Source organism: Streptomyces pratensis (assembly GCF_016804005.1).
In the GTDB taxonomy this organism is placed as follows: Bacteria; Actinomycetota; Actinomycetes; order Streptomycetales; family Streptomycetaceae; genus Streptomyces; species Streptomyces pratensis_A.
On sequence record NZ_CP051486.1, the window covers coordinates 6,543,729 to 6,559,111 of the forward strand.

11 protein-coding genes and 2 pseudogenes are annotated in these 15,383 nt (G+C 69.3%); 4 read left to right on the forward strand and 9 right to left on the reverse strand.

Annotation, left to right across the window (positions count from 1 at the left end; all coding sequences use genetic code 11):
* Positions 1–36 precede the first annotated feature (36 nt).
* Together HED23_RS35760 and HED23_RS27250 are read right to left on the reverse strand one after the other, a co-directional pair.
* Complete coding sequence (locus tag HED23_RS35760; protein WP_274383040.1) at positions 37–171, reverse strand: hypothetical protein; 135 nt, start codon at positions 169–171, stop codon at positions 37–39.
* A 504-nt stretch (positions 172–675) separates the two neighbouring features.
* Entirely contained in the window at positions 676–1,866 is a 1,191-nt protein-coding gene (locus HED23_RS27250; RefSeq protein WP_338019611.1) for a serine hydrolase domain-containing protein, read from the reverse strand.
* Positions 1,867–2,533: 667 nt separating this feature from the next.
* Between HED23_RS27250 and HED23_RS27255 the strand changes: the two genes are divergently transcribed.
* A complete protein-coding gene (locus HED23_RS27255) occupies positions 2,534–5,653 on the forward strand; it encodes an AfsR/SARP family transcriptional regulator (protein ID WP_203186026.1) in 3,120 nt (1,039 codons plus the stop codon).
* A 567-nt stretch (positions 5,654–6,220) separates the two neighbouring features.
* On the opposite strand, the gene HED23_RS27260 is transcribed toward HED23_RS27255, so the two are convergent.
* Positions 6,221–6,550, reverse strand: coding sequence for a beta/gamma crystallin domain-containing protein (locus tag HED23_RS27260; RefSeq protein WP_203186027.1), 330 nt, complete (start codon positions 6,548–6,550; stop codon positions 6,221–6,223).
* Positions 6,551–7,434: 884 nt separating this feature from the next.
* Here HED23_RS27260 and HED23_RS27265 point away from each other — a divergent pair.
* Positions 7,435–8,490 carry an RICIN domain-containing protein gene (locus HED23_RS27265; protein WP_203186028.1) on the forward strand — a complete coding sequence of 352 codons (1,056 nt, stop codon included), beginning with the start codon at positions 7,435–7,437 and terminating at the stop codon, positions 8,488–8,490.
* Between the two features lie 369 nt (positions 8,491–8,859).
* Here HED23_RS27265 and HED23_RS27270 read toward each other — a convergent pair whose 3' ends face one another.
* Together HED23_RS27270 and HED23_RS27275 are read right to left on the reverse strand one after the other, a co-directional pair.
* Positions 8,860–9,429 carry a sigma-70 family RNA polymerase sigma factor gene (locus HED23_RS27270; RefSeq protein WP_238442117.1) on the reverse strand — a complete coding sequence of 190 codons (570 nt, stop codon included), beginning with the start codon at positions 9,427–9,429 and terminating at the stop codon, positions 8,860–8,862.
* A gap of 176 nt (positions 9,430–9,605) precedes the next feature.
* A complete protein-coding gene (locus HED23_RS27275; RefSeq protein ID WP_203186030.1) occupies positions 9,606–10,481 on the reverse strand; it encodes an SGNH/GDSL hydrolase family protein in 876 nt (291 codons plus the stop codon).
* Between the two features lie 332 nt (positions 10,482–10,813).
* On the opposite strand from HED23_RS27275, the pseudogene HED23_RS27280 reads away from it, so the two are divergent.
* A pseudogene (locus HED23_RS27280) lies at positions 10,814–11,141 on the forward strand (transposase family protein); the annotation flags it as partial.
* Positions 11,142–11,305: 164 nt separating this feature from the next.
* Here the strand turns inward: HED23_RS27280 and HED23_RS27285 are convergent.
* Positions 11,306–11,647, reverse strand: coding sequence for a beta/gamma crystallin domain-containing protein (locus HED23_RS27285; RefSeq protein WP_079099525.1), 342 nt, complete (start codon positions 11,645–11,647; stop codon positions 11,306–11,308).
* A gap of 367 nt (positions 11,648–12,014) precedes the next feature.
* Here HED23_RS27285 and HED23_RS35460 point away from each other — a divergent pair.
* Positions 12,015–12,142, forward strand: a pseudogene (locus tag HED23_RS35460) (phosphatase); the annotation flags it as partial.
* Positions 12,143–12,518: 376 nt separating this feature from the next.
* Here the strand turns inward: HED23_RS35460 and HED23_RS27295 are convergent.
* The 3 genes from HED23_RS27295 to HED23_RS27305 all read right to left on the reverse strand — a co-directional run bounded on the left by HED23_RS27295 (position 12,519) and on the right by HED23_RS27305 (position 15,172).
* Positions 12,519–13,175 carry a hypothetical protein gene (locus HED23_RS27295; protein ID WP_203186031.1) on the reverse strand — a complete coding sequence of 219 codons (657 nt, stop codon included), beginning with the start codon at positions 13,173–13,175 and terminating at the stop codon, positions 12,519–12,521.
* A 13-nt stretch (positions 13,176–13,188) separates the two neighbouring features.
* On the reverse strand, positions 13,189–14,724 hold the full coding sequence (locus HED23_RS27300; RefSeq protein WP_203186032.1) for an alpha/beta hydrolase: 1,536 nt from the start codon (positions 14,722–14,724) through the stop codon (positions 13,189–13,191).
* 208 nt (positions 14,725–14,932) lie between these two features.
* Entirely contained in the window at positions 14,933–15,172 is a 240-nt protein-coding gene (locus HED23_RS27305; RefSeq protein WP_203186033.1) for a hypothetical protein, read from the reverse strand.
* Positions 15,173–15,383: the final 211 nt, after the last annotated feature.

The window sequence follows — 15,383 nt, forward strand, 5'->3', positions numbered from 1 at the left end:
GGTGAGGTGCGTCGAGCGGCAGGGCGGGGCCGTCGGTCATCGGACCGTGCGGGCCGCCTGCTCGACGATGCGGGTGACGGCTTCGGGGCGGGATACGGATACCGCGCACGACGCGTCGATGGTCGTCGTGCGGGCCTTGACACGGGCCGACATGTAGCGCTGGGCGGCCACGGGGATGTTGCGCTCCTCCGTGGTGACCAGCCTCGCCGTCTCACCCGGGGGGCCGGGGGGCCGGGGGGCCGGGGGGCCGGGGGGCCGGGGGGAGCGTCCTTCGTCCTGTCCTACGAGGGGACGACCGGACCGGTTCACCCGAGAACGGGCCGCTCGTCCGCGGCCGTGCCCTGACCACCCCCGGATCGCCCGGCTCCGCCTCATGGTCCGCGCGCTCCTGCCCGCTCGGGCACTCCTCACCGACTCCGAGGGCCAATGCCCCCGTCCTCCCGCTCGTCGCCACCATCCCGGCCGGCATCGTGCTGTTGCTCGTCCGGCCCGAAGGTGCCGCGGCGCTCTGACTCCCCGTCGCTCCCGGAGCCGGGCAACGCCCTGGTCGGGTCGTGCGCCCGCGCCCCGCACAGGGGGGTGGGGGCAACCACCCACGGAGAGCGGCGTCCTGAAGCACCGGGTCCACAGCTCCGCACATCACGTCTCCGGTCGAGCACCGGGGCCGGGTCCGTCTCAGTCGGTGGATCCCAAGACTTCGTAGACACGCTTGATGTAGCTGTGGGTGCGCTCCGACCCGAGGATTCCGTCGCCCACCCGGTTCATCGTGTACGAGAACGTGACACGCCGGTCGAGGTCCATCATGACGATCGAACCGCCCCGGCCGACCCAGAAGCAGATCTTGCCGGTGGGCATGTGCGGCATCGTCCTGGGGTCGGCGAGCGCGTAGCCCATGCCCCAGCGCACAGGTACGCCCAGGAACAGGTCGACTCCTTCGGCCTGTACGTCGAACACCTTGTCCACGGTCTCCGCGGAGAGGAGCCGGGAGCCGTTCACCTGGCCGCGCCGCGAGATGACGGAGAGCGCACGGGCCATGCCTCGCGCATTGCCGTATCCGTTGACGGCTCCGAGTTCCGCAGAGCGCCACCGGGGGGTGTCGACGTGCTCGTCACGGGCGGGGCTTCCGAGCAGAGTCCTGGTGAAGATCCCCTCGGGATCAAGGCCGGTGGGTATACCGGATAGCTGCGATGGGGCCACCAGATCAGCGATACGCGGCCAGTCGGCCTGGCGCGCACCGATCTGGACATCGGCTTGTGCCGGCTTGGCGATCTCGGTGTCGACGAACTCTTTCAGGGTACGGCCGCTGACCCGCCGGACAAGCTCTCCCACCAGCTGTCCTTGAGTCTGCACGTGGTAGCCCGAAGCGGAGCCCGGTTCCCACCAGGGCGCCTGAGCGGCCAGCCGGGCACTCGCGGTCGGCCAGTCGTACAGATCTTCCATGGTGAAGGGCTGTTGCCAGCCTGAAAGTCCCGAGGTGTGGGCCAGGACGTGCCGCACCTCGATGTCCTGCTTGCCCTGGGCAGCGAACTCGGGCCAGTAGTGCGCGACCGGGCGGTGAAGGTCCAGTGCTCCCCGGTCGACGAGGACGAGGGCCGCGAGGTTGGTGAGGGTCTTGGTGGTCGACCACATGCCGACCAACGTGTCCCGGTGCCAGGGCAGGGTCCGCGCCTCGTCCGTATGACCACCCCACAGATCGACTTCCATGACTCCGTCCACATCGACCGCGATCGACGCCCCCAACTCCTCACCGGCCTCCAGGTGCGTTGCCAGCGCCGCTCGAACCGGTTCGAACCGGGCAGTACTCGTTCCCTCGACGATGACCATGCTCTTTTCCCCACTCTGGAAGACGACCGTTCGATCACCCAACGGAATGAACGTCACACCGGTTCACGCACCGCCGCAGGTCATGACATCTGCTCACATGCCCGTCGCCGACGACAAAGGGCACGGTGTTTCTGCCCCGCGCAGCCACCTTCGGCCTCGCCCGCTGACCGCCGCTGCCCGGACGCCCCGAAGGCACTTCGGCACAAGCGCAGCAAGGGCGGACGGCGCAGGCTGCGGCAGCGGCGGATGCGGACCGAGGGGCTCGTCCTGGACCACCTCACGCACACCGGGCTCAGCACCCACACAGCCGGCCCGCCTCATGTGCGAGAGGGCCGGCAGGCGCACGGCGACAGCTTCCCGTCAGGTCGTTCGGGGTACGGCGTGTCCTCATGCGCCCCCGGACGGCGGAGGCGCCCCTGTCACGGCGGCGCCTCCGCGTAGCGGACGAGATCACCCGCCGATGACGTCCTGCTAATGTCCTGTCCGGTATGCGGGAAGCGGACAACGGGGTCCTCGCCGCCCCTGTCACCAGCGTCGGCCCCGTGGGGGCCGACAGGCGACCGCGCCAAGGCCCGTCAGGTGTCCGGCCGGGCCGGCCGGGTTTCCGTCACCGCGCGAACGGGTCCCCCACATGCCGGGCCGTGGTCAGGTGTGTGTCCCCGAAGGTGGACGCCGTCGAGGGGGATTCCGGGTGGGTGCGGTGACAGCTGTGGGGCAAGGTCTTGACTTCGGACTGCTGGGTCCGCTGGAGGTACGGCGGGCGGGCGCGATACTCGACCCGGGGCGGCGCAGGCAGCGACTGCTGCTGATCCGCCTGCTGCTCGCCGACGGCCGGGCGGTCTCTGCGCAGACCCTGTGCGAAGAACTGTGGCCCCAGCAGCCGGGACGGGCGCCGGGCGCAGCGCTGGGATCGCTGCACGCCCATGTCAGCAAGGTGCGTGCGGTCCTGGAACCCCAGCACCTCCGCCGACGGGGCGTCTTCGAGACGCTGGTCACCGAACCCCTTGGTTACGCCCTGCGTGTGCCGCCCGAGAACCGTGACACCGTACGTTTCGAGCGGGCCGTTGCCCAAGCACACCGGTTCATGGACCAAGGCCGACCCGACCGTGTCGTGGAGGAAGCGCAGAAGGCCCTGGACATGTGGCGCGGCACGGCGTTCGCCGACGCCGCGCAGCATCTGTTCGCCACCCACGAGACAGCACGCCTGGAAGAGCTGCGGCAGGCCACCCGCGAGATCCGCACCACTGGCCTCCTCCTGCAAGGCCGGACGACCGAAGCCCTCAACGCGGCACAGGACATGACCACGCAGCATCCCCTGCGGGAAACCGGCTGGGCTCTGCTACTGCGGGCCCTGTACCTCGCCGGGCGGCACCCCGAAGCGCTTCAGCGCTACGCCGACGTGCGCCGGCACCTCGCCGACGAACTCGGCCTCGAACCGGGCCCACCCCTGCGCGCCCTGCACCAGGGCATCCTCCACCACGACCTGCCACCCCTGCACTCAGCCGGCGAACTGAACCGATTCGGTGCGGCATCCGTTTCCAACGCGGTCACCGGGCACGGCCGCCGCCCGATCGGGACCACCACGTCCGGGGCGCCGGGCGGCGTCGAAGCCACCTCGTCGATCGTCCCGGCCGCCGGCCACCCCGACGGCAGTGATGCTGAGTCCGACACATGTGGCGTACCGGCCGTGGACGGTGGGAGAGAGGTGTCTCCGCCCCTGGCCCGTCCGGCGCAACTGCCGCGCAGCCTGCCGGTGTTCGCGGGTCGGGCGGCTGAAGGCGCGTGGCTGTCCGCTGTCAGCGGTACACCGGGCCGCCCGGGGCCGACCACTGCCCCTGTCGTGGTCATCAGCGGTGCTCCCGGTGTCGGCAAGACCACCTTCGCCGTCCACCACGCGCACCGCATCGCCACCTCGTTCCCGGACGGACAGCTCTTCGTCAACCTGTGTGGATTCCACCCACACGCACCCGCCATCGAACCCGGTATCGCCCTGCACGGCTTCCTCACCGCCCTCGGCGTTCCCGCCCCGCGCATCCCCGAAGACACCGAAGACCGGAGCACACTCTTCCGCAGTCTTCTCGCCGACCGGCAGATCCTCCTCGTCCTGGACAACGCCCGCGACGAGCAGCAGGTGCGTCCGCTGCTTCCCGCAGGAGCGGGCTGCCTCACCCTGATCACCAGCCGCAACCAACTTCCCGGCCTGATCACCACCGACGGCGCCAAGCCTCTCCGGCTCCCACTACCCTCACAGACCGAGGCGCACCAGGCCCTCGAGCGACGTCTGGGAACCGAACGACTCGCCGCCGAGCCCGCCGCCACAGTCGACATAATCCGCCTGTGCGGACGGCTTCCCCTGGCGATGGCCGTGGTCGCCGCCCGCGCGGAGCTCGATCCCTCACTCCCCCTCCACGCCGTGGTCGAGGACCTGCAGCACACCCACGGCGGCCTCGACGCGTTCGCCGGCTTCGACACCACCACCGACGTGCGCAACGTCTTCTCGTGGTCCTACCAGTCATTGGACGAACACACCGCGCGGCTCTTCCGCTTGATGGCCCTGCACCCCGGCCCCCACATCACCGCCCCCGCCGCCGCCAGCCTCGCCGGCCTTCCCCTCTCCAGGACCCGCCGTGCACTCGCCGGACTGCTCAGCTCCTGCCTCGTGGAACAACCGCTGCCCGGCCGCTACAGCCTGCACGACCTCCTACGCGGCTACGCCACCGAACTCACCCACACGCACGACACCGGCCAGGGACGCCATCACGCCACTCTCCGGGTCCTGGACCACTACATGTTCACCGCCTGCGAAGCGAACGAGCTCCTCAAACAGGACACACCACCCGACCTCGAACTCGGTTCGCCCCACTCGGGTGTCACCCCGGAGGAGCTCACCACCGTCAAGCAGGCGACCCGGTGGCTCGCCGCCGAGCACCGCGTGCTGACCAGTCTGCTCCATACTGCTGTCGGCCAGAAGCTCGACCATCAGACCACCGGGCTTGCCTGGTCGCTCAAGGAGTACCTCAACCGCCAGGAATTCTGGCCCGAAGCCATCACCGCCCTGACCCCCGCACTCGAAGTGGCCCGACGCCGGAAGAACCTTCTTGAAGAAGGCCGTTGTCTACGCCACCTCGGTGGCATCCACGGCTATCTCGGCCATCAGGAACAGGCTCTGCACCACCTGCGACGCGCAACAGAGATCTTCGAAGAGCTCGACGACATCGGTGAACAGGCACGAGCCCACTACGTCATGGCGTGTGCGCTTTTCCTGTTCGGGCGCACCCAGGACGCTGTGGTGTCCTCCGAGCGGGGACTGGAACTCTCCCGGGACACAGGCGAAGAGCTGTGGCTGGCCGAGTGCCTCCTCGAGCTCGCCTGGTTCCATTCCAACCTGGGGCATCTGGAGACGAGCCTTCTGTACAGCGAAGAGGGCATCGCCTTGTTCCAGCGCCTCGACGCACCGTGGCAGCTCGCCCAAGCATGGGACATCCTGGGCTACAACCTCCGTCTGCTCAGCCGTTATGAGGACTCGGTAGCCACCTACCAGCGGGCGACGCGGGCTTTCGACGAACTGGGCGATCACAGAAATGCCATCGGCACAAGGATGCGGCTCGGCGACACCCGGCTGGCCATGGGCGACCGGGAAGGCGCACGAGCGGACTGGGCCGGCGCCCTCGAGGGCGCCGACGCGCGGGAGATGTCACACAGCGCCCAGCAGATCCGTGACCGGCTCACCGCCCTCGACATGGATGAGGACCCTACGCCCCCCGTGCCGGAGAGGGCGGTCGGGAATCACGAGCTCCCGGTTCCGCGGAACAGTGATCCTGCGCTTTGAGTGTCGGCTCGGATGTCCAGCGGATGGTCACTCGTCTGCGAGTGCGCCGGGGCCGTTCCGGACTGCCCACGTCGTCGTCCATTTCTCAGTACGCACCGTGCGGCAGGCCTCTCCTCGGAGTCGCGAGGGTGGATTACGGCGAACTCCGGATGCCGACTGTGGCGGCAGCGGCATGACAGACGCCATGGGGGTACCGGGTCGCAGACCGTAGGGGCCGCAAGGGCCTGACCGGAATGGGCCACCGGTAAGGGTCCGAGACTTCTCAGCTGTCACGGACGGCTCCGGCCACCGGCTGGGCCGTCCGGGTCAGCGTCTGCCCCGACGTCTGAGGACCGGCCGGTGCGGCAAGACCCCCCGACGGGTGACTACTGCACGCACTGGAAGCCGGCCGAACGGCCGTTCCGAACGTCTGTCCCTCCGCTGTGACACCTGCGCGGCGGACAGCGAACGACGGTACTCAGGACGAGTCGTCAGCGAGGTCGTCGCGGACACTCGGGTGGCAGCGACTGCCCGTGCCCCGGAGACGCTGTGCGTTCCGGGGCACGGCTTCGTGCCGAGCGCCAGGGGTCAGCGGACCTGCAGAATGTGCAGCGTGGCGTTGAGCCCCTCGACGTCTCGAACGCCTGACCACTTCGGCACGACCACCACGTGATCACCGAGAAGCATCTCGATGTTGTTGTTGCCGGAGGTGACCCGCGAAACCCTGGGAAGTCCGGGAGCCATGACGCCCGCGTTGGCGAAGCACGCGGTCTGGTTTCCGTCGTACCAGACCTTGACCAGGTCGGTTCGGTCGCCACAGGCGGTTTGATTGACCGCGGCAGCCGGCGAGGCGGGCAGAAGAGCGGTCAGGGCGCCTGCTGCCAGGACGAGTCCGAGCCGGGAGACGGTGCGCTTCATGAGTGCTTTGTCCTTCCGAGAGTTGGGGTCGTGCGGAGCGGGACGATCGGAGCCGGAGCCGCCCACCACCTCGCGTTCGCATCGAGACCAGTCCACCGGCACGCAGAGTGGCGGAACGGATGAACGGTCAGTGGTGTGCGGCACACGGCACGGTCGGCAGGCGCGGGATACGCCTGCCCCACAGGCCTGCATGCGTGGGCGTCCGTCTGCTCAACGGCACGCGTCGGGCTTCGGTTCACACTGCGGGTGACAGCCGAGCCGGCCACCCGCACCACAGGAGCTGACAGGGCTGTGGACCGTCGACGGCCGCACCTCGGACCCGGTGCGTGAACGGACCGAGGGCGTTTCCTCCCGCACGTGCAGCTCCTGCTGCGTACATGGCGGTGCGTGAACCGGTCCTGCCGTCTGCTCGTCCTCCGAGGAAAGGTCACACGTACCTCGCTGCCCGCTTCCCGGCCCCCGGCGACCGAGTGGTCTCAACCGTGCCGTTCCCTCTCAGGAACGCGCCCGCTCAGGAGCGCAGGCGTGCGGCAGGTCGGGGCGCCCTCACGTGCTGAGATGGTCGAACGGATAGCTCCCGACGGCCTCAGGACGACACGCCGCCGACGTCGTCCTTGGCTCCGTCTGCCCTGCCTTCCGTGCGGGGCATTTGCCGGTGCGACACCCACGCCGTGCCGACACCGACGGGCAGGTCCCGGTGCCGTCGGGCTGACGAAGGAGCCTGCGGCGCCGATGTCGGCCAAGGCACGGGGCAGCAATCGGCTCACGACAGATCTTTACGGGGCCGCTCGCGGTCCTTCTGTGGACGCCGGCCCCCCGTCGGCCCCACCTGCAAGCCCGACCCTGGCTCTTCGGACGAATGAGAGACAAGAACGATGCCCCAGATGGACAACACGGATCCGGCCGGAAACCCGGCGAGCGGCGGGAGACGCCCCCGGCCCATCCCGTTGCCGGTCCGGAAGCCGTCGGCGGAGCCGGCAGGGACGCACGCCGAGACCCAGCCACCCGACGAGGCACAACGTGCCGACGTCGTACGGGCGCTGCGGGCGACTCGCCGTGCGGCGTCCACCACATCCGGCGCTCCGGTCCGCGCAGCGCGCCCTTCCGGTGCCGGGGACCCACCCCCGCCGCACGGCCTCCCATCCGAGGAAGGTGAGACGTCGCCGTCCACCCTTCCGCGCAAACCGATACTCATCGCGGCGTTCGCCGGCGTCGTACTGGTATGTGGGGCGCTCCTGCTGTCCGGGCTCGGGGCGGACAGGACCTCCCCCACCGCGTCCCCTTCCGGTCGTGACAACTCGCGTGCACACAGCACACATATCGAAGTCGCCCCTGCCGACGGCGGGGCGAGGAACAGCGCGGAGCCCGCAGAGGAAAAGCGGAAGGGCGGCGACACGGGGGAGGTCTCCGCAGACGTCGCGGAGAAGGACCAAGAGGAGCGGAAGGGCAAGCAGAACAGCGGGACGGACGCGTCCGGAGACGCCGGCGGGGCCTTGCCCGATACCTCGGACGCCGACACGAAGACGTCCAGCGACAAGGTGGCCGCTGACTCGAAGGACGGTACGGTGGCCGGTCGGACGCTGACCGGCCTGCAGTCGGGCAAGTGTCTCTCCGGAGGAAGCGCCGGGGCCCGATTGACCATCCGCACCTGTGACGGAGCCGCCGATCAGCGGTGGGACTTCCGCCCGGACGGGACGGCCCGTTCGCAGGGACTGTGCATGGACCTCGTCGGGGCCTCGAAGGACAACGGGGCGGCCATCCAGGTGGCCGCCTGCACCGGGGCAGCCGCTCAACAGTTCCACCTGAACGCGACCGAGGACTTGGTGGCCCAGTACGCCGGCAAGTGCGTGGACGTCTACGACAGCCGGTCCGCCGACGGAACCCCGGCCGTCCTGTGGCCCTGCACGGGCGCCGCGAACCAGACCTGGGCCCGCCAATAGGAGTGCAGGACGAAAACTGCCACGCGGAGCCGGCCCGGTCTCGTCGATGCGCCGGCGCACTCTCCCGATCACCGGGGAAAGCGCCTGCGCCGATGCCTCGACGGCGTCTCTGTCCTTGGCCAGGCCTGACGGGAGAGCCGGCACGCCGCTGGTTCCCGCTGTGGTCACGTCCCGTCCGTCCGGGCTGACCCCCATGGCGGCAGCGCGCTCGGACACTGTGTCGGCGTAGTTCCGAGCGACGGTGGCGGCGGGCAGTGACTGGGGCAGCCCCCCACACGACCCACCTGCACGCGTACTTCAGGTGCGTCGTGCTTACCGGCCTGGACCACAGGCCCCGTTGACGACAACGCGACCGGGGCCGCGCCACGGTCACACCCCCAGAATCCCCTGCTTCTCCAGCGCTCGGCGCAACGCCCGCATCGCGTAGAAGGCTCGGCTCTTGACGGTGCCGGCCGGTATGCCGAGGTGCTCGGCCGCTTGGGCGACGCTGCATTCCAGGTAGTACATGAGACAGATGACGGTTCGCTGCTGTTCGTTCAGCTCCCCCAGGGCCTGCGAGACCACGTGCGAGTCGATCGTGGACGCCGTGTTGTCGCTTGAGGCGTCCAGCTCCTCGACGGGCATGTGCTCCGACGGCCTCACCCGGCGTGCCCGGTGATGGTCGATGACGAGATTTTTGGTCACGGTGAACAACCACGGCCGAAGGCCTTCGTTGCGGGTGCCCAGGAACCGGGCGTGTTTCCAGGCGCGGGCCGCGGTCTCCTGGAAGATGTCCTCCCCCTTGTGCCAGTCACCGTCCAGCAGGCGCGCGGCGTACCGGACGAGCAGAGGGCCGTACTGGTCGTAGATGTCTCTGATGAAGGCGTCGTGGTCAGCGTCGGATGTGAGGTTCCGATCATGTGACCAAGTCGGAGCGGGGGCGGTGGTCCCCGTTTCCATGATCCCGTTCATACGTGGCGCTCGATCCTGTCCAAGTGTTCCGTGGCGTGTTCACCCGCATGCCGCACGGACGAACGGCTCACACACTCGCCGGAAGCCCTTGGCGAGACCTTGTCGCTCTCTTGCCGTTCCGTAGGGGCCGGAGTATTGCTCCGGCCCCTACGGAAGGGAGATGACTACTTCTCGAGCCGCTCGTACACCTCGACGGCTGTGATCAGATGGCCGACTGCGTTGGGATGTGCGGATCCGGGCGTCTGCGGCAGCAGCGGGTTGATCCACTGCCCGGAGGAGGGCCGGCACATGTCGTGGCCCCGGAACACCGACGAGGTGTCGACGAACTCGGCCTGCTCGGTGAGGGCTACCAGCTCCAGCATGAGGTTCAGCCGGTTGGTGGTCTGATGGAGCCAGGTGACGTCACCCTCGGCCAGGGGTACGGAGGAACCGCAGGTACTCCCGTCGGCGGGAAACGGGTTGGGGTATCCGACCACGACGACACGCGCCTGAGGGCTGCGCCGCTCGATGTCGGCGAGCATGTCCGGCAGGCGGGTGTTCAGCCTCGCGAAGCCCGCGTCCACCTCCTTCGCCGCCGTGTCCCGGCAGGGAGTCCCCTCCCGGGTGGTGAGACCGGCCAGGACGCACCTGGTGATCACGTCGGAGAACCCGAGGTCGTTGCCGCCGAGCGTGACGGTCACCAGGTCCGTGTCCCGGGTGAGGGCGTCGACCTGGGGCGCGGATGATCCCTCGTGGTTCCACAACGAGCGCGTGGTGGCTCCGCTGCACGTGGCGTCCTTGAAGACGGAAGGCTTGTACGTCTCGGCGATCCACGCCGGGTAGCTGCCCTTGGAACGCATGCACTCCGCGTCCGTCTGCTGGGACAGACCTGTCCCAGCGGCGTAGGAGTCACCGAGGGCCACGTAATGGCTGACGGACCGCTGCCCGGAGACATCGGCCGCGGTGGCCGGAGCGGTTCCTGAAGTCAGCAACGAGGCAGTGACCACAGCAGCCGTCACCATCCCCTTGCGGACTGTCGAGTACTGGTGGGAAAGGGCCATGAAATCCCCTTGAGATGGAAAGAGGCCGCACAAGTCGCCGGCCTGCCCTTTGCGCACGCGACGCGTGCGGGCGTGTCTTTCGTCTCTACGACAGCGGCACCCACCGGGTTCACCTCCGGCTAGCGCGCGCTTACCGGGTCGCGTCCCTTGGGTGGGGAAGGCGATCAATCGGCGGTGCCGGGCAGGAGGGTGGGGTTGTCCGGATAGACCGTGTGCGTGATCGCGTCGGAGATCGGGTGATGACCTTGGTGCCTGCAACGGACAGGGCGCCCGTGCCGTCGGGTGAGGCGTTCGAAGTCGCAACCTGTCGGTCCAGGATTCCTGTTGGTACCTCGCCGGCCTTGCCGGGCCGCGCTCACGATCCGACCGCCGCACGCACCCACCGCATCATCCGAATCGGCGAACGCCAGGGCGTCCCGATCGTCGCCGACCCCGCCTGCACCGGCGCCGGCTCCTGGGTCGCCACCGCCATCCGCGGCCCGCCCGACGGCGAACTGTCACCGACCGAACGGACGCTGAACCGGCCACTCGCCCAGGCCCGCGCTCCTGTTGAACGTGGCGTCGCCCGCAAGAAGTCCTGACGGGCGACGCCTCGTCCGCTGCAGCCCGAACCGTACGGCGGACATCGCCGCCGCGGTCCTCACCCTGGAGAGGCAACGCTGCACAGGCTCAGTGAACCCATCACAGCGACGTCATACAGCCGTGTGGACAACTGCAGCGGCGTCGGCCGCGCCCTCACCTCCGCGACACGGTGGGTGCCAGAACCGAGTGCCTGCGCCATCGCTGACGAGGACCCGCTGTCACCTCATGTGCGGCGACGGGGGCTACCAGATCCTGATCTTCGTGATCTTGTGGATAGGCGCGCCGGTGATCTTCCCATAACTCCACTTCTCAACGGTTCCGCTGGTCACCGGCGCGCCCAGCTTCGGCACGTACTCCAACGTGACCTTGTTGTTACCGGTCCAGATCTGGTCCACGCCGTAGATCGCCACGCTTTCCACGCCCGCGTTGGCGAAGCAGAGGGAGCCGCCTGCGTTGTGAAGCGTCAGGTAACCCATTTCAGAGCAACCGACGCGGTTGATGGCGGACGCTGACGAAGCAGGCAGCACAACGGCCATAGCTCCAGCCGCCGCGACTACCGCGAGGCGTGTGATGAAGCGCTTCACTGGTGAGTTGTTCCTTCCATGGTGGTGTGGTGCCGCCGAGGGCCACAGCGCACGGCGGCATCGCAGGGACGCACGCGCGTCCAACCAGCGCAACGTGGGGAAAGGCGCTCCCGTTCACCACTTGCGCGACCTTCTTCGGACGCGGTCGCGATCTCCCTAGATGTCTGTTCGCCCCTCGCCCGAAGGCGCGTCCCCACGCTCCCGGCAGAGCGCCGGACCGCTCGCGCCCCGCCGCCGGCCGGGCGCCGTCCGGCCACTCCACCTCGAGGGCCAGGAGTGTCACGGAGGTCCAGTTGGGCAAGCCGTTCAGCCCGATGATGCCGGTGCGACCGGCCCGCAGGCTGCGCGCGGCAAGGTTGGGCACCACCTCTTCCTGCAGGCCCGCCGCGCAGAACGGCTCACCCTGGCTGCCGAGATGCAGTGGCAGCTGCTGCTCGCGGCCCGAGTACAGCCTCGACGCGCAGTTGGAGCCCGCCTACGCGATCTTCGGCTCCCATGTGCCCAGGACGATGCTGCAGGAGCTGTCGGGGCACCGCGGCTCCGGGCCGGCGGCGGACGACTCCCTGGTTGTAAGCCTGGACTGGCACGGCCGCCCGGGCACCGACTGACACACAACCCGAACCAGGTTTCGAGAATCGAGCAGCATCCGATGGCGAGCGATGTAGGAAAAGTTCCCGGGTCCGCCTCCGCGCCTTCAGGGCCAGGACGTTCCCCGGGGCGCCAGAACGCTCTCCGCTCTCCCGAGGTGGCCATTGAGCGGGACACAGAAATCCGGCTGCGTCCCGCTCCCGATCCCGCTTGATCGGGGGGTGGTGCAGCGCTGGCGGCACCACCTTTCCCTGTTGGACCCGGTGGCGCCGAAGAACCGGGGTCAGCCCGCCCCGCCATCCAGCAGCCTGCTGTAGCGCAGCCGCAGCGCCCGCTCCGTGCTGGCCGCCACGGTGACGAGTGCGAGCACGGCGTTGCCCCAGCCCGGCAGATCGGCGGGCGAGGTGAAGGTCCCGACGTACTGGGCGAGGCCGTCCGGGTCCCGGGTGATCTGTTCGACGAGCTGAAGGACAAGGAGGACCAGGCCGATGACGAGCACCATCACCGAGAGGGAACCGATCGAGCGGCTCAGCGCGGGGTGCGCGCGGTCGAGGCGCGCGCGGCGTCCCTCGGCGGAGGCGGTGTCCGGGACGAGCTGGAACTCGGCCCCCTCGGCGGTGACGTAGTGGCAGCGCTTGAGCCCGAAATTGCTCGCCCTCACTTCGACGGTGCCGCCCGGGACGGGGAAGACAGCGGGAACTCTGGACTCGGCGTGGTGCCTGCCATCGAGGTACAGGTGGGCCTTGACGTGGCCGTTCGACGACTGCTTCTGATGCCTTACGTCGACGGTGCAGACCGTCTGCCGACCGTCGTCACCGATCAGCCGAAGATGGAACAGTGCGCGGGTAAACATCTGCCACCAGCGGAAACGCTTCAACGGTCGCCCGTCCCCGGGCTTGACCCGCTGCACGGCCCGACGATGTCGCCACTCCTTGAACATGTCTCCGCTCCCGCTACTCACTCGGCTCCGCCGCGCAGGCGAGGTCCTGCGGCGGGCGCTGCCCCGTGGTCAGGAACGTCGTCACCGCGTCGTTCGCGCACGAGTTGGGGCCGAACGGATAGACGCCGTGCCCGCCTTGGTCGGCCGTCACCATCGTGGCCCGCTTCCCGAACGCCCGCCGCAGCTCCTGGGCGCCGGCCAGCGGGGTCCCCGGGTCGCGCTCGTTCTGCACCATGAGCACGTTCGACGGGCCCCGATCCCCGATGGGCACCGGCGGCTCGACCCACTTGTCCGGCCAGAACGCGCACGGTCCGATGCCTGCCGCGGACCCGCCGAGCATCGGGTACCTCACCCGATCGACCGCGACATTGCGCTGATACTCCCGGACCGTCCCCGGCCAGCGCGTATCCCCACAGATCACATACCACCTGGCCGCCATGGAGTTCTCCATTCCCTCCATCGCCGGTGGGGTGTCGGGTGGCAGCGGGATGTCCTTGTCGAGCGCCTGCCACATCGCGGCCACCAGGGGCATGGACGCGTCGCTGTAGAGGCGGTCGAAGGTGAGCCCTCGGAACAGGGTCGCGTCCACGCCCTGAACCGGCTTCGCCTCCAGCCGCTTCGCGAGCTCGAAGTACTTCCCGGTCACCTGCTCCGGTGTGGTGCCCAGGCCGTACTCGGGGTGCGCCGCGGCGAACGCCGCGAAGTCCGGGAACCGTTCCTCCATCCCCCGGGCGAGCAACCGCGTGGCCGTGAGGTCGTACCCGCCGGGGCCCAGGTTGCTGTCCAGCACGATCCGGTCGCTGCGCTTCGGGAACATCGTCGTGTACACCGCCCCGAGGTAACTGCCGTAGGACCCACCGAGGTACGAAAGCTTCGGCTCGCCCAGTGCCGCCCGGATCCGGTCCATGTCACGCGCGGTGTTCGCGGTGGTGGTGTGCGGCAGCATCCACGCCGTCCGCGACGTGGCGCACTGCCCGGCGACGGTCCGTGCGTTCCCCGCCTCCCGCGCGACATCGGCCGCGGTGTGCGCGTAGGGCGGCAGGTTGCCGCGGTTGCGCTGTGCCTGCGTCAGGTCGCAGGTAACCGGCGTGCTGCGGCCGGTGCCCCGCGGGTCGAAGCCGATCACGTCGTAGGAGTCCAGCACGTCCTGCGGCAGCCCTGAGGCGGCGAGAGCGACTGGGTAGCCGAGACCCGAGATGCCGGGACCGCCCGGATTGGTCAGCAGCACACCGCGGCGCTGCGACGGCTTCCCGCTCGCCAGCCGGGAGATCGCGACGTCGATCTGCCGGCCATCGGGATTGCGGTAGTCCAACGGAACTTCGAGTGTCGAGCACTCGAGACGGGATGAAGCGGCCTCTCCGGGTGAAGCGGCGTTCTTCTCCGAGCACGGGCCCCACCGCACGGTGTCCGGCGTCGTCGCCACGGTGTCCGGCGTCGTCGCCGCGGTGCCGGGCGTCGCCACCGACACGTCCGGAAGCACGCTTGCCGCCACGGCAGACGCCGTCACCGTGGTGGCGGCAAGGGTGAGGGACAAGGTTCTCCTGCGCATCTGATGTCCTCCTGAGGGGCGCACGGGGGCGCCGAAACGGGCATGCTCGGGACAACCCCGCCGCCGGCCGTTCACACGGACCAGCACGTCGATCCGGGCGGGGTAGCGGAGACCGTGGGCGGCCAGGCCGAGCGCGTGGGGGCGAATGCTCTCCCCAGGGCGCGTGGGCACATGTGCCGTAGAGGCGAGTCTGTCGTCCGGACGGGCGTCAGGTCGTTTCTCGGTCGCGGATTCCCCCAAGATCTCCGGCCCGCTCGGTGGTCGGTTCCTTGCGGGTGTGTGCCCAGCCACCGGCCACCGTTGCGGCGAGCGCGACGAGTCCGAGGAGGATCATCTGGCCGGTGAGGCCGCCGGGGGCCCGGTTGAGGAGGCCCCACAGCGGCTCGGAGGAGCCCTGGTTGAGCAGAGCGCGGATCATCCCTTGGGCGGCCAGGGCTGTGACCACCATTCCGACCGCCTCAAGGGCCGTATAGCCGCCCTTGCGCATAGCGTTTCTCCGTCTGGTGTTCGGTTGTCTCGGCACGTGAACGAGTCTGTCCGTACGGTGCGGCAGACACATCAGCCTGGCGGCTCGCCCCGCCTTCGACCGGAGGCGGGGCGGTGATTCGACTCTGGTCGGGGGCGCATCATCCCTCGGTCGGACTCACCGGCCGCACGGC

Excerpts from the sequence above, each read along its gene's own strand:
- HED23_RS27265 (WP_203186028.1), top strand. The coding sequence starts at position 7,435 with ATGGACAACACGGATCCGGCCGGAAACCCGGCGAGCGGCGGGAGACGC.
- HED23_RS27260 (WP_203186027.1), bottom strand. The coding sequence starts at position 6,550 with ATGAAGCGCACCGTCTCCCGGCTCGGACTCGTCCTGGCAGCAGGCGCC.
- HED23_RS27305 (WP_203186033.1), bottom strand. The coding sequence starts at position 15,172 with ATGGTGGTCACAGCCCTGGCCGCCCAAGGGATGATCCGCGCTCTGCTC.
- HED23_RS27270 (WP_238442117.1), bottom strand. The coding sequence starts at position 9,429 with ATGGAAACGGGGACCACCGCCCCCGCTCCGACTTGGTCACATGATCGG.
- HED23_RS27295 (WP_203186031.1), bottom strand. The coding sequence starts at position 13,175 with ATGTTCAAGGAGTGGCGACATCGTCGGGCCGTGCAGCGGGTCAAGCCC.
- HED23_RS27300 (WP_203186032.1), bottom strand. The coding sequence starts at position 14,724 with ATGCGCAGGAGAACCTTGTCCCTCACCCTTGCCGCCACCACGGTGACG.
- HED23_RS27275 (WP_203186030.1), bottom strand. The coding sequence starts at position 10,481 with ATGGCCCTTTCCCACCAGTACTCGACAGTCCGCAAGGGGATGGTGACG.